Raw genomic sequence first — 17,632 nt, 5'->3', positions numbered from 1 at the left:
GCAGGGTTGCGTCATCCCCCTTCGCGCGGTGCGTAGATCTGCTCCGGCCCCGGGAAATGACGGGCGCGGACATCCTCGGCATAGGCGCGTGCGGCCTCGCCGATGCGGTCGCCCATCGTCTCGTAACGGCGTACGAAGCGCGCGGTCCGCTCGAACAGGCCGAGCATGTCCTCACCGACCAGCACCTGGCCGTCGCACTGGGCCGAGGCGCCGATGCCGATCGTCGGACAGGCGATGCGCTTGGTGATCTCGATCGCGATCGGCTCGACCACGCCCTCGATCACCACGGAGAACGCCCCCGCCTCGGCCACCGCCACCGCATCGGCAATAATCTTCTCGGCCTCTTCGGGCGTCCGGCCGCGCGCACCATAGCCGCCCAGGACGTTGACCGCCTGCGGGGTCAGGCCGACATGGCCCATAACCGGTATGCCACGCTCGACCAGGAAGCGCACGGTCGGCGCCATCGCGACACCGCCCTCAAGCTTGACCGCCGCCGCGCCGGTTTCCTTGAGCAGCCACGCGGCGTTCTCGAACGCCTTTTCGGGGCTCGCCTCATAGCTGCCGAAGGGCAGGTCGATGACCACGACCGAGTGATAGCTGCCACGTACGACCGCCGCACCATGCGCCGCCATCATCGAAAGCGTGACCGGCACGGTCGAGGGCAGGCCGTAAATCACCTGGCCCAGGCTGTCGCCGACCAACAGCATGTCGCAGTGCGGATCGAGCAGCTGCGCCGACCGCACCGTATAGGCGGTCAGCATGACCAGCGGCGTCCCGCCCTTGGCGCGGCGAATGGCGGGCACGGTCAGGCGCTTCATCGGCGCGGGCGTGGGATTGGCGCGACTCGTCGCGGTATCGAGCGTGTAGGTGGTGGACATGGAGCCGCCCTTACTCCCCCCGCTTGTCCGGCTCCACCCCCTTGGTCCGTCAGAAGATTTCGGCGTAACGCTCGAGCTTGAACCCCACCGTCAGCGTGCCGTCACGGTCGAGCACCGGCCGCTTGATGAGCGAGGGATGCGCCGCCATCAACCGGATTGCCTTGTCCGCGTCGACGTCCTGCCGGTCGGCATCGTCGAGCTTGCGGAAGGTCGTCCCGGCACGGTTGAGCAACGGCTCCCACCCGACCTGATCGACCCAGCGGCGCAGCGTCGCCTCGTCAATGCCGTCCGTCTTGTAGTTGTGGAAGCGGTACGCCACGCCGTGCTGGTCCAGCCAGACCCGCGCCTTCTTCATCGTGTCGCAGTTCGGGATGCCGTACAGGGTGATGCTCATGGGGTATCCGATCGTTGGAATGGTCCGTGTCTATCGTGGAAATAGACCTGGGGCCACCGCAGGACTTGGGTCTCGATTTCGCTCGACCCAAGCCGTCGTTACCTATGTCATTCGCACGATCCGTTCAGCCTGAGCGAAGTCGAAGGCCACGCCGCAACGCCCCATCCTAACCCGTGAAAGCCCAGTTGGGGTGGCGTCCCCCGCCCCGCCCCGCTATCCCCATGTCATGCAGGACCATCCCTTTTTCGCCTTTCATTCCCATGGCCTGATCCGCGTGGCGGCGGCGACGCCGGCCGCGTCTGTCGGCGATCCGCATGCCAATGCGGTGGCGATGCTCGACCTGGCGCGGGACGCGGACGAACAGGGTGTCGACCTGATCGTCTTTCCCGAATTGTCGCTGACCTCCTATGCGATCGACGACCTCCATATGCAGAGCGCGATGCACCGTGCCACGCTGGAGGCGCTGGGCGAGATGGTGGATGCCAGCGCCGCGCTGACCCCGGTGATGCTGGTCGGTGCCGCGTTGCCGCGCAATGGGCGGCTGTACAATTGCGCGGTGATGCTGGCGCGCGGGCGTATCCTGGGCGTGGTGCCCAAGACCTATCTGCCCAATTACCGCGAATATTATGAAAAGCGCTGGTTCGCGAGCGGGGCCAGGCTGACCGGGTTGACGATCGATCTCGATGGCCAGTCGGTCCCGTTCGGCACCGACCTGATCTTCGCCGCCGAGGATCGCCCCGGCTTCGTCTTCCATGCCGAGATTTGCGAGGATTACTGGGCACCCACCCCGCCCTCGACCATGGGCGCGCTGGCGGGGGCGACGATCTGCTGCAACCTGTCGGCGTCCAACATCGTCATCGGCAAGGCACGCGACCGCGAATTGCTTGCCGCCGCGCAATCGGCGCGCGCCGCCTGCGCCTATGTCTATTCCGCCGCCGGGATCGGCGAGAGCACGACCGATCTGGCCTGGGACGGCCAGGGCCTGATCCACGAACTGGGCCAGCAACTGGCGGAGTCCGAGCGCTTCGCCCGGACGCCCGCGCTGACCGTCGCCGATATCGATGTCGAGCGGATCGGGCAGGAGCGGTTGCGTAACGGTACCTTCAACGACTCGGCGGCCTTTGCCGGGCATCCGGAAAACCGCTTCCGCCGCATCGGCTTCGTCCACGGCGTCGAACCGGCGGATCGCGGCCTGTGCCGCACCATCGAGCGCTTCCCGTTCGTCCCCAGCGATCCGGCGCGGCGCGATGCCGACTGTTACGAGGCGTATAATATCCAGGTCGAGGCCCTGGCGAAGCGGCTGGAGGCGTCGCGCGCCACCTCGCTGGTCATCGGCGTGTCGGGCGGACTGGACTCGACCCATGCGCTGATCGTCGCCGCCAAGGCGACCGACCGGCTCGGCTGGAGCCGCGATCGCATCCTGGCCTTCACCATGCCGGGCTTTGCGACCGGTGAAGGGACCAAGGCGCATGCCTGGGCGCTGATGCGCGCACTGGGGGTCAGCGCGGAGGAAATCGACATCCGCCCCGCCGCGCGCCAAATGCTGGCGGACATGCGCCACCCCTTCGCCTCCGGCGAGCCGGTGCACGACGTGACGTTCGAAAATGTGCAGGCGGGCCTGCGCACCGATTATCTGTTCCGCCTGGCCAATCAGCGCGGCGGGATCGTGCTGGGCACGGGCGACCTGTCGGAACTGGCGCTCGGCTGGTGCACATACGGCGTCGGCGATCAGATGAGCCATTATGCGGTCAATGCCGGCGTGCCCAAGACGCTGATCCAGTTCCTGATCCGCTGGTGCATCCGGACCGACCAGTATGACGCGGCGACCAATCAGGTGCTGACCGCCATCCTGGCGCAGGAAATCTCGCCCGAACTGGTGCCGCCCGGCGCCGATGGCGCGCTGCAATCGACCGAGTCGATGATCGGGCCCTACGCCCTCAACGACTTTTTCGCGCATCACGTGATCCGCTTCGGGCTGAAGCCATCGAAGATCGCCTTCCTCGCCTGGCATGCCTGGCGCGATGCGGAAGCGGGGGATTGGCCCGAGGATCTGCCCGCCGATGCGCGCATCGCCTATGACCTGCCGACCATCCGCCACTGGCTGGAGCGGTTCCTGACGCGCTTCTTCCAGACCAGCCAGTTCAAGCGGTCCGCGCTGCCCAACGGCCCCAAGGTGTCGGCCGGGGGTGCCCTGTCACCGCGTGGCGACTGGCGTGCGCCGTCCGACGGGACGGCCACGGTCTGGCTGGCCGAATTGCGCGACGGGCTGCCCCCCGCCTGATTTGGGGACACTCTTGGCATTTCTTCATTTGGCGCGCTATTGTACCGTACCGATCAATATTGATTATCAGGAATTACAGGCTCCTCCCGGCCTGTCGGCACGAGAGAAAATATGAGCCTTGTCGTTCGCACCCTGTCCGAACAGATTTTCACGATCATTCGCGAACGCATCATCAGCGGCGACCTGCCCGAGGAGCAGCCGATCCGGCAGGACGCGCTGGCCAATGAGCTGGGCGTCAGCAAGATTCCGCTGCGCGAGGCGCTGGCACGGCTGGAGCAGGAAGGGCTCCTGACCAGCCAGGCCAATCGCGGCTTTTTCGTCCGATCGCTGGGGGCGGGCGAAGCGGAGGAGATTTACGAGCTTCGCCTGTCGATCGAACCCAATGCCGCCGCGCGCGCTAGCCGCGTCGCCACGCCGGTGGACCAGGCGGCGGCGCGCGAGGCGCTGCACGCGCTCGACGTAGCGGCGCATGAGGCGCTGCACGATGTCGCGCTCCAGAACCGCGCCTTCCACCTGGCGCTCGTCCGGCCGCTGGGGGCCGCGCTGACCTTCCAGTTGATCGAACGGCTGCAGGTGCTGGCGGAGCGTTACGTCATCCAGCATCTGAAGCCCGCCGGCCGTGAGGATCGCGCGCATGAAGAACATCATGCGCTGCTCGACGCATGGCTGTCACGCGACGAGGCGCGGGTCGCGGCACTGCTGTCCGAACATATCGGGGCGACACTGATCGACCTCCGCGCGCAGCTGGCGCACTGATCCGGCCTAGACCGGTCGGCGGACGACCGGGGTGGTGATGATCCGGGCACCGCGCCGATAGGTCAGGTATCGCCACAGCCATTGCAGGCTGACCCGGATGCGCTGAGCGAAGTTGACCAGCAGCACGACATGGACGATCGCCCAGAGCATCCAGGCGGGATAGCCCTTCATCCGGAACCGCCCGAAATCGAAGATGGCGGCGTGACGCCCGATGATCGCGGCATTGCCCCGATTGTGGAAGCGAAACGGCGCGGAGCTGCGCCCCCGGGTCAGTTCGCTGCGCAGCGCCTTGCCCAGATAATTGCCCTGCTGCTGCGCGACCTGCGCCAGTCCCGGCAGGGGGCGGCCATCCTCGTCCATGCAGGCCGCGACATCGCCCAGCGAATAGACATTCTCCAGCCCTGTGACGCGCAGGTCCGCGCCGACCGGCACCCGCCCGCCGGGGCCGGGTTCGATCCCCAGCAGCCTGGCTGCACCGGTTGGTGCGACACCCGCACCCCACAGGACGGTGCGCGCCGGAATGAAGCGCCCGCCGGCGGTCAGTCCATCCGCCGTGATCGACTCGACCGGCATGTCGGTCATGACCCGCACCCCCAGCCGACCGAGCGCACGCTGCGCATAGCCGGCCAGCGCGTCGGGAAAGGCGGACAGGATGCGCGGGCCGCCCTCGATCATGATGATCTTCGCGGTTTCGGGACGGATACGGCGAAAGTCGGAGGTCAGCGCGTGGCGGGCCAGTTCGGCTATCGACCCGGCCAGCTCCACGCCGGTCGGCCCGCCACCGACCACGACGAAGGTCATCAGTGCGTCGCGGTCCGCCGCCCCGTCGCGCTCCGCCTCCTCGAAGGCGCTCAGGACTCGAAGGCGCTCAGGATACGCGAGCGGATCGCCCGCGCCTCCTCGATCGACTTGCAGGCGGGTGCGACGCTGCGCCATTCGTCATGGCCGAAATAGCTGCTGGTCGAACCGGTCGCCATCACCAGCCGGTCATAGGACAGGGCCTCCCCGGTCGACAGCGCCACCTGCCGGGCCCCGGTGTCGACGCCCGTCGCCTCGCCCAGCACGACGCGGATATTGGGATAACGGCCCAGGACATGCCGGATCGGCTCCGCCACGTCGGCGGGCGACAATGCTGCCGTCGCCACCTGATAGAGGAGCGGCACGAACAGGTGATAATTATTGCGGTCAATCACCGTCACGCGGACCGGGGCGTTGCCCAGCTGCTGCGCCGCCGCCAGCCCGCCGAACCCGGCGCCGACGATCACGACATGCGGCCAGTTCGGGTCAACGGGGTCCCGGTCGGGGCCATATTCGAACGCGCCGTTCGTCATGTCACCATCCTTACCATGTCGCGACGATCTTGCCGAAATGGCCGCCGCTCTCCTGATGGCGGAACGCATCGGCCAGTTCCTCCAGTGCGAAGCGGCGGTCGATCACGGGGCGGATGTCGCTGGCGTCGAGCGCGCGGACAAAATCCCGCTGCATCCGCCGGCTGCCGACGATCAGGCCCTGGAGCCGCGCCTGTTTCGCCATCAGGGCGGCCGTCGGCACCTGACCCGACACGCCGGTCAGCACCCCGATCAATCCGATATGCCCGCCGATCCGAACCGCCTCGATCGACTGGGCGAGCGTTGCGGGGCCGCCAACTTCGATTACGTGATCGACGCCGCCATCGGCCCAGTCATGCACCGGCCGCCCCCATTGCTCCTGCTCGCGATAGTTGACGGTATAGTCCGCCCCCAGCGCCCGCGCCTGTTCCAGCTTCGCATCCGAGGAGGACGTCACCGCGACGCTGGCGCCCATCAGCTTGGCGATCTGCAACGCCCAGATCGACACCCCGCCGGTGCCCAGCACCAGTACACGGTCGCCCGCCTTCAACCCGCCATCGACGACCAGGCTGCGCCACGCGGTCAGCCCGGCGGTGGTAATCGTCGCGACCTCGGCATGGTCATAGCCCTTGGGCGTGCGGGTGAAGGCCGTGGCCGGCGCAATGACCGCTTCCCGTGCATAGCCATCGACGCCGTCCCCCGGCACGGTCACGAAGTCACCGACGCGCGCCGGCCCTTCGTGCCATTCGGGAAAGAAGCAGGACACCACCGCATCGCCTATGTCGAAATCGGTGACACCCTCACCGATCGCCTCGACGATGCCGGCGCCATCGGACATGGGCACGCGGCCATCCTGGGTCGGCATATTGCCCGAGACGATGCCATAATCATGATAATTCAGCGATGTGGCATGCAGCCGCACGCGGATCATCCCCGGCCCGGGCACACCCGGATCGGGCCGGTCGACCAGTCGCAATCGATCGAGGCCGCCGGGCGCGTCGAGGATCATGGCTTTCATAGCATCGTCTTCCTGATGTCCGCTGATGCCCTGGCCAACGCGGCGGCGATGCCATGCGATCCCTCAGCCGAGCGCCAGCGACCACCCGCTCGGCAGGAAATCGAGTGACATGTAATAATAGAAGGCGCAGCTGCCGTCCGCGCGGTAGCTGCCGCCCTTGACGATGCCGAAGGCGGTGCCGCCCAGAAAGACCGGCCCGCCGCTATCGCCGCTGCGACAGGTCGGCCCGCGCACCGCCACCCAGGTCGGGGTGCAGCCCCCGCCGCACAGATCGCCCGCCGGCGCGAAATCGGGCAGCCAGACCTCGGCACAGCTATAGCCGGTACGCTCGCCCCGATGGCAGACGATGTCGCCCGCCCGCGTCGATCCGCGTGCGCGCTGTCCCTCGACGCGGCGCTGCACCGTCTTGGCGGTATCGCTCCAGAAGGTGGGCGCGAGCGGCACGGTGCTGCCCTGAAGCTGAACGTCCTGATAGCCCCAGCCCCATTGCCCCAGAAAGGTCAGCGGCGGGGCCGCGTTCGTCCCATCCGCCCAGGACAGATTGTCGGGGCAATGGGCGGCGGTGACGATCGCGCTTTCGCTGCCCCGCCGCACGACGAACCCGCTGGTACAGGCATAGCGGCGGCCATCGCCCGGATCGACGCCGACCAGCCGGCCGCCGCCCTGGACATCCGCCATATCGGTATCGGGCGCCTCCAGCGTGGCGATGCGAACCGGCACGCCGGTCAGCCGCGCGATCCGGTCGCGCAGCGCATCGTCCGGCTCGGCGAGCGCATCGGCCTGACCGACCATCACGACCAGCGCTCCGATCCGCGGATCGACTCCGATCCCCGGCGGCTTGGTCAGCGAGGCGCGGATTTCGGTCTGATAGAGCGCCGCCGCCATGATCAGCTGGTCATGGCTGGCATACGCACCGGTTCGAAAGCGGATCAGCACATTCGCGCCGGCGATCACGACCGTACGGTCGGCGACCGGTGCGTCCCCGGTCAGCAGAATATCGATATGGAAGGGCGCATGCCCGACGGACAGTCCCGCGAGGCGACTGGCGAACTCCACCTTCAGCGCGTCGGTGACGGGAACCGAGGCTTCCTGGATCTCCAGTTCGCGTTGCGCCTGGGCGGGCGACAGACCCGACGACGCGGCATAGGTGGCCGCATCGAGCGACAGCGCGGCGCGCCCGTCCAGCGGCGGCTCGACTTGCCCGGCGGCGGGCGTGGCGACCGCGATCAGCCCCGGCGCGACGAGTCGAAAAGCCCAGCTATTGCACGCCCAAGAAGAGCATGGCTTATATCCCATCATTTCGCTATGTATTGATCATGCCAAGCCCGACGGACACCGGACGGCACGACAAGGGGACCGAGTTCATGTTGCGACGTTATGCCTTTCCGATGATCCTGCTGACCGCGACCGCCGTGCTTGCCGGCTGCTCACCCAAGGGTACGACCGCCGAAACCGCCAATGTTTCCGATCCGTCGCTCGGCAATGGTGACGCATCCCTGACCGAGAATGACGCGGCGATCAACGACACGCTCGCGGCCGATGAAGGAAATGCGGACATCGGCGGCAACGATCTCGATCTGAACGCGGCCACGCCGCGCTGACTTTACCCGGGGGGGGTCCCTGTGGCCCCTCGCCACTCCTGCCTCGCCAAAGGAAGCTCCCAATGGCGGTTACCTGGCCCGGCGGTTCTCCGCCGGGCCATTTTGTATGGGCTCACTGATCCGACAGCCCCAGCGTCCGGAGCAGCCGCAGGTCCTGCTCGACGACGCCGGCCGACAGCCGCTCGATCAGGCGATGCGCCTGCCGCCACATACCGGTCGCGATTGGCGGGGTGGCGGGGGCGTTCAGCAGATGGCCGCCGCAACTGCGCGCCAGCGCGCCGCCACGATCCGCGCGATCGACGATCAGCGATGGAAAGGGCAACGCCGCATCGGGCGAGGCGAAGAGGGTCTTGCCCGACCGGTCGAGCAGATCGACCGATGGCGGATCGAACAGCAACGCGCCCGCGACCTTGTCGACATATTGAGCGGGCGACAGCCGCGCCCACCAGATCGCTGCGAGACAGGCGGCATTCTCGGCGACGAGCAGGACGGCACGGTCCGCCTGCGCGACCGCCTGGTCCAGCCTGCTCGCCCAGACGTTGCGTGCGTCCCGGCTTTGGTCGTCAAAGGCGAGTTGCAAATCGCCCGATCGTGGCCAGGCGAAACGGGTTTCCCAGGGAAATGGCCCGTCATGCCCCGCCATGGGCAGGGTGATGATCGAAAACGGGTCGTTCAGACGCAGTTCGGCCGGCATGGTCAGCTCCGTCTTGGCTCACCCCCAAGCTACGCCGATCGACCGAAAGGGCAAGAGGGTCCCGCCGTGGCGAAGGCTCAGCCCGCCGTGGCGACCCGCGCCGCCCGGCGCGAACCCGCGAGCGCGGTGCCGATGCTGTCGACCATCAGCTCATATTGGTCGGGCGTATAGCCCGCCGCCAGGAACGCCCGCACCTCGTTCGAAGGCACGCTATAGCCATGATGCCAGCTGAGTACCGCCATCCGGCGCAGCGCCTCCAGCGACGGGTCGGCCAGGCGCGGATTGCGCGTTTCGCCGAAGATGGTGGCGATGGCACGGGTCAGCCGACCCGGCTCGCGCAGGCTGGCGATCCTGTCGCGGCGCGCCAGCGCGACGACCTGCCATTCGAGCGCCGACAGGCGTGCATCGGGACGAACCGCGCTGGCACCCTGCTGCGCCGTCGCCGCGCCCACCGCGCTGATAGCCGCACCGATTTCCTGAAAAGCGACATAGGCCATGACATTACCCCTTTGCTGCCGCGCGACATCGCTCGCGCCGGGCCGTGCCCGACGCTGTCGACGGCGATGCCGTCGGCCTTCATGCCTCGCTAATCCATCAGACGAAGGCTCGGATGCCTTCAATACCAATCGGTATATTAACCGATCGACAGGTCGTCAAGCACTTTCATACCGGTCGGTATCTATCTTGACGGCCACAGCGCAAGGCCGGTTTCGACCAGCCGCTCCAGCTCCTCGCGCGTCGCGCCCGACCCCGCCTGCACCGCCATGCCCTGGAACAGCGCGTAGAGATATTGCGCCAGCCCCTCCGGTTCGACATCGTCGCGCAATTCGCCCTCATCCTTGGCGCGCTGGAACCGGGCGAGCAAAGCCGCCTGCGACGAGGCGCGGCGTTCGATGACGGCGGCCTTGATCGATTCGGCTTCTTCGCCGCAGGCCACCGAATGGATCACGCCCAGGCAGCCTTGCGGCTCGCCCTTGTGCGTCTGGGCATCGAGCGCGCCGCGCAACAGATGCTCCACGACGCCGCGTGCCGTGGGCTGGTGCAGCGCCTCGCGGATATAGGCCAGCTTCTCGGCCTCATACAGGTCAAGCGCCTTGTGGAAAAGCGCTTCCTTGTTGCCGAAGGCGGCATAGAGGCTGGGCTTGGTGATGCCCATCGCCTCGGTCAGGTCCGCCATCGAGGCGCCCTCATAGCCCTTGCTCCAGAACACACGGAGCGCGGCGGCGAGAGCCTGGTCGGTGCAGAATTCGCGGGGGCGCCCTTTGCACGCGGGCGGATGATTTTCCATAACGGTCAGTATAGAAATCCGCCGGGCATTTGCAAACCCCCGCCATGCGCCATGACATAAACGATTGTACCATTCCGGATCGCCGGGTCCGCACCGGTTAACTTTTGGTCAAATGCGTCGTGTTACCGACGACAGATCGCGGGAGACAAGGCCGATCCATGTTCGATATCGTCGGTTGCATCACGAACGATCATGATCCCTGGATGGTCGGTCTGGCGGTGGTGATCTGCGTATCGGGTCTGACCGCGCTGTATCTGCTGCTTGTCCGGGCCGGGGAATGTGTCGAGAGCCGGCGGCGAAGCTGGACCGCCATCGCGGCGCTGACGGCGGGGTTGAGCGTCTGGGCAACGCATTTCCTGGCCATGCTGGCCTATAGAGGCCCCTTCCCCATCCATTTCGACCTGTGGCTGACGGCCGTGTCGGCGGCCGTGCCGGTGGCGGGCATCTGGCTGGCGCTGACATTCGACCGCTATCGACGCACCCGGCCGCCCGTCATCGTGACCGGCATGATCTTTTCGGCCAGCGTGACGGCGATGCATTTCCTCGGCATGCGCGCGCTGATCATGCCGGGGCTGATCCGCTATGACGGCACCATACTCGCCCAAACCCTCGTTGCGGCGACCCTGTTCCTGACCATGTCGGTGTGCAGTCACCGGCAACTTCGCGGGTGGTGGCGGATCATCGTCCCGGTCGCGCTCGGCACGCTGGGCATCGTCACGCTGCATTTCGGCGTGATGACCGCGACGACGCTGATCCCCGGTGGCGTACCGATGCCGACGAGCGGGCATCCGATCAATCGTCTCACCATCGCACGGGCGGTGCTGGCCGCCATGACCCTGATCGTCGCGACGATGATTGCCGCCGCCATCATCGACCGCTTGCTGACCGATCTTCGCGGCCTGACCCGTGCCACGCGCGAGGGCATCGCCATCCTCAAAAATGGCCGCATCGCCGAGGTCAATCCCCGCCTCGCCACGCAGTTGGGCGTCACGAGCGCCGAACTGCTCGACAGTCGCCCCGAGGACTGGCTGGAGGCGCTGGACGGTACGGCCTTGACCCTGGTCGAGGATCGCCCGGTCGAGGCGCGACCGCGCGGCGGCGGCGATTGCTGTCTGGAGATCATGTGCCATGAAATCGAATATCGCGGCCGACGCGCGGTCGTCATGGCGGTCCGCGACCTGACTGAGCAGCGACGCGCGCAGCGGCAGATCGAGTTCATGGCGGTGCATGATCCGCTGACCGGCCTGCCCAACCGCACCTACTTCGCCCAAGCGCTGGAAACCGCGATCGCGCAGGCGGACCAGCAGGGCCCCATCGCGCTCCTCGCCCTCGACCTCGATCGGTTCAAGGCGGTCAACGACCTGTTCGGGCATGCCGCCGGCGACATGGTCCTATGCCGCGTCGCCACCATCCTGACCGGCGCCATCGGCAGCGGCGACGTGGTCGCCCGGGTCGGCGGCGACGAGTTCCTGATCCTCCAGCGCGACGCCGATACGACCGACAAGGTCCAAAAACTAACCCAGTCGATCCTGAACGCCTTTGCCGCCGAGATGGACCTGAGCCGCGATCCCATGGCGGTCGGGGTCAGCATCGGCGTCGCGCTTCATCCCCAGGATGCCACCGACGCCGATGCGCTCCGCCAGAATGCGGATGTCGCGCTCTATCGCGCCAAGATGAGCGGGCGCGGAACCGCCTCCCTTTTCGACCATGAGATGGATCACTCGGTCCGGACCCGCCGCGCGCTCGAGCATGATCTGCGTCATGCCCTGCTGCGCGGTCAGATGCGGCTGGTCTATCAACCGCTCGTGGCGACCGGCGGCGCCGCGATCATCGGTTACGAGGCGTTGCTCCGGTGGCAGCACCCCGAACGCGGCGACGTCACCCCCGACACCTTCGTGCCCATCGCCGAAGAGACGGGCATCATCCTCCAGCTGGGCGAATGGGTGCTGCGCGAGGCGTGTTTTGCCGCCGCGCTATGGCCGGCACCCATGACGCTGGCGGTCAATGTTTCGCCGATCCAATTCCAGCTTCCCAACCTGCCCGAGATCGTGTCGCGGGCGCTGACCGACAGTGGCCTGGCGGCGACGCGGCTGGAGCTGGAGATCACCGAGAATGTCCTGCTCCACGATCGTGCGGCGACCCTCCGGACCCTGCATGCGCTGAAGGCGATGGGGGTCGGCATCGTCATGGACGATTTCGGCACGGGCTACAGCTCGCTCAGCAATCTGCGCTGCTTCCCGTTCGACAAGATCAAGATCGACCGCAGCTTCATTTCCGGCGTCGCCGATGACGAAGCCGCCCGGTCGATCGTCCGCGCCATCGTCGGGCTGGGCCGCAGCCTCAACCTGCCCGTCGTGGCCGAGGGGGTCGAGACGGCCGAACAGCATCGCATGGTGCTGGAGGAAGGATGCCCCCAGGCCCAGGGCTATCTGTTCGGCCGCCCCGCCGAAGCGCCGGTTTACGCGGTGCCCAGCGCGCTACGCCGACGGCCATAGGCGAAGTAGAAGGCCAGGCCGGCCAGGTTCCAGATCACGAAACGCACGATCGTCGAACTGGGCAGGCTGAACAGCAGATAGAGACAGCCCAGGATCGCCAGCGTGCCGACCAGATAGGGCAGCGGGCAACGGAACAGCCGCTTGGCGTCCGGTGCCTTGCGGCGGAGCACCATCAGACAGGCGCCGACCGCGATGAAGGCCAGCAGCGTGCCGGCATTGGCCAGCTCGGCAATCTCGTCCAGCCGGAAGATGCCCGCGACGATCGCAATCGAGATGCCGGTGACCAGCGTGATGCGGGTCGGCGCGCCGCTGCGCTTGCTGACGACGGCCAGCGACTGCGGCAACAGGCCGTCGCGCGCCATGGTGAAGAAGATGCGGCTCTGGCCGTACATCATCACGAGGATGACCGAGGGCAGCGCGATGACGGCGGCCAGCGCGATCAGATGCGCGGCGGTTGGCTGGCCCAGCGAGCGCAGGACAAGCGCGAGCGGCTCGGGCGAGTTGGCGAGTTGCAGGAACGGCAGCGCCCCGATCGCGGCGACGGCGACCGCCATATAGATCAGCGTGCAGACCAGCATCGACCCGACGATGCCGATGGTCAGATCGCGCCCGGGGTTCTTGGCCTCCTCGGCCGAGGTCGCCACCGCGTCGAAGCCGTAAAAGGCGAAGAAGACGATCGCGGCGGCCGCCATCACCCCGCGCTTGGCCCCGTCCACCTCATGCGCGCCGAAGCCATAGGGCATGAAGGGATGGAGGTTATCCGAATTGAACGCCGGCATCGCGAAGGCGACGAAGACCCCCAGTGCGACCAGCTTGACGATGACGAGGATGATGTTGAGCGTCGCACTCTCGCGCGTGCCCGCGATCAGCATGCCCATCACCGACAGCGCGACGATGACCGCCGGCAGGTTGATGATACCGCCGCCATGCGGTCCGGACAGCAGGGCCGCGGGCAGATGCACGCCGGCCGCCTGTATCCAGCCGACCAGATATCCCGACCAGCCGACCGCGACGGTCGAGCAGGCCAGCGAATATTCGAGGATCAGGCTCCATCCGACGACCCAGGCGATCGTCTCGCCCAGCGCGGTATAGCTGAAGGTATAGGCGCTGCCCGCCGCCGGGATCAGCGTCGCCAGCTCGGCATAGGCGAGCGCAGCACAGGCGCAAACCGCGCCGGCGATCGCGAAGGCCAGGATGACCGCAGGCCCCGCGCGCTCGGCACCGACACCGGTCAGCGTATAGATGCCCGTGCCGACGATCGCACCGACCCCCAGCGCGATCAGGTGGGGCCAGCTGAGCGTCTTGGCGAGCGCCTGTCCCTGGCCATGCTGGGTGGCACTACCCAGCGGTTTGAAAGGTCCGAACATTTAAGGAAAATCCCCCGCCCTAACGGTTATGGTCTTTAACAGACGGGCGCGAACCCGCCTTTCAGGTCCGACAGCGTGGACCGGATATGGCCGTCAAGCAATGCCTGAAGCCGATCGGCGTCGCGCGCCAGAAAGGCATCGAGCTGCTCGCGATGCTCCAGATGCGCGCGGGCATCGCGCCCGGCGGGCTGCAGATGCGCCACGACATAGCGCTCGGCGAGCACCGCCAGTTGCCGGATGATCTGGATGGTCAGCGGCCGGCCGATCGGCCGGATCATCGCCATGTGGAATTGCCGGTTGCACAGCGCGACGCGCGGCAGATCGCTGTTCGCCGCCTGATCCAGCGCCTCGAACCGGGCGATCAGCGTGGCACGATCCCCGTCATCGGCGAGCAGCGCGGCCCGCGCCGCCGCCACCGGCTCCAGTCGCAGGCGTAATTCGTAGATTTCTTCGGCCTGCGCCGCCGTCATCGCGCCGACCATGTAACCGCGATTGGCGGCACTCTGGAGCAGCCCCTCCTGCTCCAACCGCGCCAGCGCCTCGCGCAGCGGTATCTTGCTGACCCCCAGTTCGGCGGCCAGTGCATCCTGGCGGATCGGACGGTCGCCGGGCAGCGTGCCGGCGACGATCCGTTCGCGGACGATGGCGAAGATGCGATCCGCCAGCGTCTGCACCAGGATGACGCCCTCGCCCCGCGTCCGCCCGTCGTCGGACAGGATCGCTGCGGGCGAGAGCGTCGTCGCCATCAGGCGGCCTTGGCCTGGCCCAACGTCGGGCGGGTCGCGGCGGCCTTTTCGACCATCGCGATCACCTCGGCGCGGCGCTCGCCTTCCAGGACATAGCGCGGCGGCAGCACGCGCTCCGAACCGCGACCCATGACCTGCTCGGCCAGCTTGATCGACTGGACCAAGTCATGCTCGGCATCGAGGTGGAGCAGCGGCATGAACCAGCGATAGATTTCCATCGCCTTGGCATGATCGCCACGCTCGAACGCCGCGACCAGCTCGACCGACTCCTTCGGGAAGGCGTTGGTCAGGCCCGAGACCCAGCCCTGCGCGCCCAGATACAGCCCCTCGAGCGCGACGTCGTCCAGCCCAGCGAACAGGACGTAACGGTCGCCGAACGCGTTGCGGAAATCGGTGAAGCGACGCGTGTCGGGGGCCGATTCCTTGACCGCGACGATGTTCTTCACGTCGATCAGCGCTTCCAACACCGTCTGGTCGATGACCGTGCGATAGGCCGGCGGATTGTTGTAGAGCATGATCGGCAGGCCGGTCTGGTCCGCCACGCCCTTGAAATGGTTCACCAACTCATGCGCCTTGGGCACATAGACCATCGGCGGCAGCAGCATCAGGCCATCGGCACCGGCCTTTTCGGCGGCCTGCGCGTAGCGCACCGCGCGGCGGGTGTCATATTCCGAGCAACCGGTGATCACCGGCACCCGGCCCGCCACCGCTTCGACGATCGCGGTCAGCACGGTGACCTTCTCGTCATAGTCGAGCGAGTTGTTCTCACCCACGGTGCCCAGTGCGATGACGCCGGTCACGCCGTCATTGACCAGATCGTCCACCACCCGCTGCGTGTCGGCAAGATCGATCGACAGATCCTCCCGCACCTGGGTCGTCACCGCGGGAAATACGCCACGCCAGCCGATGCTCACAATCTGTCATCCTGATTAGTTTTAGATACTGTATACTTTTTAGCGATGATCCGGCCGGCGGTCAATCACGATCCTTCTTCATCGGGATACGGCCCCTTGCCGCCTTGCGCGATGAAGCGATCGGTCCGCGCCTCGATCACCGGCAGCGGGACATAGCCGAGCTGAAGCATCGCATCGTGCCAGGCGCGGATGTTGAATTTCGGACCCAGCGCCTTCTCCGCCTTGGCCCGTGCCCGCTGGAAGGCGAGCTGGCCCATAGAATAGGACAGCGCCTGGCCCGGCCATGCGATGTAGCGGTCGACCTCGGTCTCGATCTCGTGATCCGACAGCGCGGTATTGTCGTGGAGATAGGCCTGCGCCTGCGCGCGCGTCCAACCCAGCGCGTGAATACCGGTATCGACCACCAGCCGCGCGGCGCGCCAAGCCTGATAGGACAACATGCCGAACCGGTCATAGGGCGTCTTGTAGAAGCCCATATCCTCGCCCAGCGCCTCGCAATAGAGCGCCCAACCCTCGCCATACGCCGACAGGTAACTGTCGCGGCGGAAGGCCGGCAGGTCCTTGTTCTCGGCCGCCAAAGGCATCTGGAAGGCGTGACCCGGCGCGCTTTCGTGCAGGGTCAGCGCCGGGAGCGCATAGAGCGAGCGCGAGGGCAGGTCATAGGTGTTGACCAGATAGATGCCCGTGCCGCCACGCCCCGCCGTATAGAAGGGCGCAAGATCCTCCGGCACCGGCTTGATCGCGAAGCGACTGCGCGGCAGGCGGCCGAACCAGTCCGAGGCGATGCCGTCGAAGCTCTTGGCGAACCAGGCCGCCCGGTCGAGCAGCTCCTGCGGCGTCTTGGCATAGAATTGCGGATCGGTCCGCAGGAAGGTCAGGAAGGCGGCGAAGTCGCCCTTGAACTTCACCTCCTTCATCACGCCATCCATGCGCGCGCGGATGCGCTTCATCTCGGACAGGCCGATCGCATGGACCTGTTCGGGGGTCATGTCGGCGGTGACATATTCGCGGATCTTCGACCGGTAATAGGCCTTGCCGTCGGGCAGGTCATAGGCCGCCGTGCTGACCTGCGCGTGCGGGATATAATCGTTGCGCAGAAAGGCGAGCAGCTTGCGGTGCGCGGGCAGCACATCGTCGCGGATCGCCGCCTTCGCCTCGGCGCGCAGAGCGGCGGCGATGGCGGCCGGCATCGTCGCGGGCATGGTGCGGAACGGCGCGTAGAAAGGCTGATCGTCGCCGGCCCCGCCATCGACCACCTGCGCGACGCCGATATCGCGCCCCTTCAGCGTGATCGCGGGCGGCGTGAAGCCGCGCGCCAGCCCGGCGCGCATATTGGCGATCTGCTGGTCATAATAGCGCGGCATGGCGCGCATCATCGCCAGATAGTCGCGATACTGGCTTTCGCGGGTGAAGCTGCCCCGCGACCAGCTCGCCAGATTGCCCCAGAAGCTGGTGTCCGCGGTCAGCGGCTTTTCGTAATCGCGAAAACGCTGCGCGGCGAGCAGCGCGTCGATCTGCCCCTTATAGACCATGTAATCGATGCGGGCATCGGGCGAGAGCGTCGCAGGATCGATGCCGTCGAGCGCCTTGGCCGTCGCCTCCCACCGGGCGAGCCGGGCCGCCTGGGCCTGTGGCCCCTCATCGGGCAATTGCTTCGACCCGGCGCTGCCGCTGTCCTCATCGGCGGCATTCTGGTCGATCCGCCATTTATACTCCGCCTCGGACAGGGTGCGGAAGCGGGCGTCGGCATTGTTTGCAGGTCTGGCCGCTGACGCACGCTTCTGTGCGGGATGCGGGGCCGCACCAACCAGGGCGGGTGCCAGCAGCAACGATACGCCCGCGAGGAGCCGCGTCATGTGATTGGTCATTCTC

Annotated in this window: 17 protein-coding genes; 4 read left to right on the top strand and 13 right to left on the bottom strand. The window is 66.9% G+C overall.

What is annotated here, in order from left to right:
• Window positions 1–11: 11 nt before the first annotated feature.
• On the bottom strand, window positions 12–878 hold the full coding sequence (panB, locus tag GGR48_RS04960; RefSeq protein ID WP_183950780.1) for a 3-methyl-2-oxobutanoate hydroxymethyltransferase: 867 nt from the start codon (window positions 876–878) through the stop codon (window positions 12–14).
• Window positions 879–927: 49 nt separating this feature from the next.
• Window positions 928–1,272 carry an ArsC family reductase gene (locus tag GGR48_RS04955; RefSeq protein ID WP_183950779.1) on the bottom strand — a complete coding sequence of 115 codons (345 nt, stop codon included), beginning with the start codon at window positions 1,270–1,272 and terminating at the stop codon, window positions 928–930.
• Between the two features lie 226 nt (window positions 1,273–1,498).
• On the opposite strand from GGR48_RS04955, the gene GGR48_RS04950 reads away from it, so the two are divergent.
• On the top strand, window positions 1,499–3,553 hold the full coding sequence (locus tag GGR48_RS04950) for an NAD(+) synthase (protein ID WP_183950975.1): 2,055 nt from the start codon (window positions 1,499–1,501) through the stop codon (window positions 3,551–3,553).
• 111 nt (window positions 3,554–3,664) lie between these two features.
• Window positions 3,665–4,309 (top strand): GntR family transcriptional regulator, encoded by a 645-nt coding sequence (locus GGR48_RS04945; protein WP_183950778.1) that lies wholly within the window; start codon window positions 3,665–3,667, stop codon window positions 4,307–4,309.
• A gap of 6 nt (window positions 4,310–4,315) precedes the next feature.
• Here the strand turns inward: GGR48_RS04945 and GGR48_RS18295 are convergent, their stop codons facing one another.
• The 4 genes from GGR48_RS18295 to GGR48_RS04930 form a co-directional block, all read right to left on the bottom strand.
• Window positions 4,316–5,110 (bottom strand): NAD(P)/FAD-dependent oxidoreductase, encoded by a 795-nt coding sequence (locus GGR48_RS18295; protein ID WP_206362454.1) that lies wholly within the window; start codon window positions 5,108–5,110, stop codon window positions 4,316–4,318.
• A gap of 50 nt (window positions 5,111–5,160) precedes the next feature.
• Window positions 5,161–5,640, bottom strand: a complete 480-nt coding sequence (locus tag GGR48_RS18290) for an NAD(P)/FAD-dependent oxidoreductase (RefSeq protein WP_206362455.1) — start codon at window positions 5,638–5,640, stop codon at window positions 5,161–5,163.
• A 10-nt stretch (window positions 5,641–5,650) separates the two neighbouring features.
• Entirely contained in the window at window positions 5,651–6,655 is a 1,005-nt protein-coding gene (locus GGR48_RS04935) for a zinc-dependent alcohol dehydrogenase family protein (protein WP_183950777.1), read from the bottom strand.
• A gap of 63 nt (window positions 6,656–6,718) precedes the next feature.
• The gene (locus tag GGR48_RS04930) at window positions 6,719–7,954 is read right to left on the bottom strand and encodes a chymotrypsin family serine protease (protein WP_240455981.1); all 1,236 of its coding nucleotides are present in this window, start codon (window positions 7,952–7,954) and stop codon (window positions 6,719–6,721) included.
• Between the two features lie 65 nt (window positions 7,955–8,019).
• Here GGR48_RS04930 and GGR48_RS04925 point away from each other — a divergent pair, with 65 nt between their 5' ends.
• Window positions 8,020–8,256, top strand: coding sequence for a hypothetical protein (locus tag GGR48_RS04925; RefSeq protein WP_183950776.1), 237 nt, complete (start codon window positions 8,020–8,022; stop codon window positions 8,254–8,256).
• A gap of 112 nt (window positions 8,257–8,368) precedes the next feature.
• Here GGR48_RS04925 and GGR48_RS04920 read toward each other — a convergent pair whose 3' ends face one another.
• From GGR48_RS04920 to GGR48_RS04910, 3 genes are all read right to left on the bottom strand, one after another.
• Complete coding sequence (locus tag GGR48_RS04920) at window positions 8,369–8,950, bottom strand: alpha/beta hydrolase (RefSeq protein WP_183950775.1); 582 nt, start codon at window positions 8,948–8,950, stop codon at window positions 8,369–8,371.
• Window positions 8,951–9,027: 77 nt separating this feature from the next.
• Window positions 9,028–9,447 (bottom strand): hypothetical protein, encoded by a 420-nt coding sequence (locus GGR48_RS04915; RefSeq protein WP_183950774.1) that lies wholly within the window; start codon window positions 9,445–9,447, stop codon window positions 9,028–9,030.
• Window positions 9,448–9,629: 182 nt separating this feature from the next.
• Window positions 9,630–10,238, bottom strand: a complete 609-nt coding sequence (locus GGR48_RS04910) for a TetR/AcrR family transcriptional regulator (RefSeq protein WP_183950773.1) — start codon at window positions 10,236–10,238, stop codon at window positions 9,630–9,632.
• Window positions 10,239–10,396: 158 nt separating this feature from the next.
• On the opposite strand from GGR48_RS04910, the gene GGR48_RS04905 reads away from it, so the two are divergent.
• Window positions 10,397–12,733 carry a bifunctional diguanylate cyclase/phosphodiesterase gene (locus GGR48_RS04905; RefSeq protein ID WP_183950772.1) on the top strand — a complete coding sequence of 779 codons (2,337 nt, stop codon included), beginning with the start codon at window positions 10,397–10,399 and terminating at the stop codon, window positions 12,731–12,733.
• Here the strand turns inward: GGR48_RS04905 and GGR48_RS04900 are convergent.
• From GGR48_RS04900 to GGR48_RS04885, 4 genes are all read right to left on the bottom strand, one after another.
• Window positions 12,697–14,100 (bottom strand): amino acid permease, encoded by a 1,404-nt coding sequence (locus tag GGR48_RS04900; RefSeq protein WP_183950771.1) that lies wholly within the window; start codon window positions 14,098–14,100, stop codon window positions 12,697–12,699. The genes GGR48_RS04905 and GGR48_RS04900 overlap by 37 nt on opposite strands.
• A gap of 35 nt (window positions 14,101–14,135) precedes the next feature.
• Window positions 14,136–14,846 (bottom strand): GntR family transcriptional regulator, encoded by a 711-nt coding sequence (locus GGR48_RS04895; RefSeq protein ID WP_183950770.1) that lies wholly within the window; start codon window positions 14,844–14,846, stop codon window positions 14,136–14,138.
• Entirely contained in the window at window positions 14,846–15,760 is a 915-nt protein-coding gene (locus tag GGR48_RS04890) for a dihydrodipicolinate synthase family protein (RefSeq protein ID WP_183950769.1), read from the bottom strand. The genes GGR48_RS04895 and GGR48_RS04890 overlap by 1 nt, the downstream gene beginning before the upstream one ends.
• Window positions 15,761–15,825: 65 nt before the next feature.
• A complete protein-coding gene (locus GGR48_RS04885) occupies window positions 15,826–17,628 on the bottom strand; it encodes a DUF885 domain-containing protein (RefSeq protein ID WP_240455982.1) in 1,803 nt (600 codons plus the stop codon).
• Window positions 17,629–17,632: the final 4 nt, after the last annotated feature.

The sequence above is a fragment of the Sphingomonas pseudosanguinis genome (assembly GCF_014196255.1).
GTDB classification, from domain to species: domain Bacteria; phylum Pseudomonadota; class Alphaproteobacteria; order Sphingomonadales; family Sphingomonadaceae; genus Sphingomonas; species Sphingomonas pseudosanguinis.
This window is presented reverse-complemented; position numbering and strand designations above follow the sequence as displayed.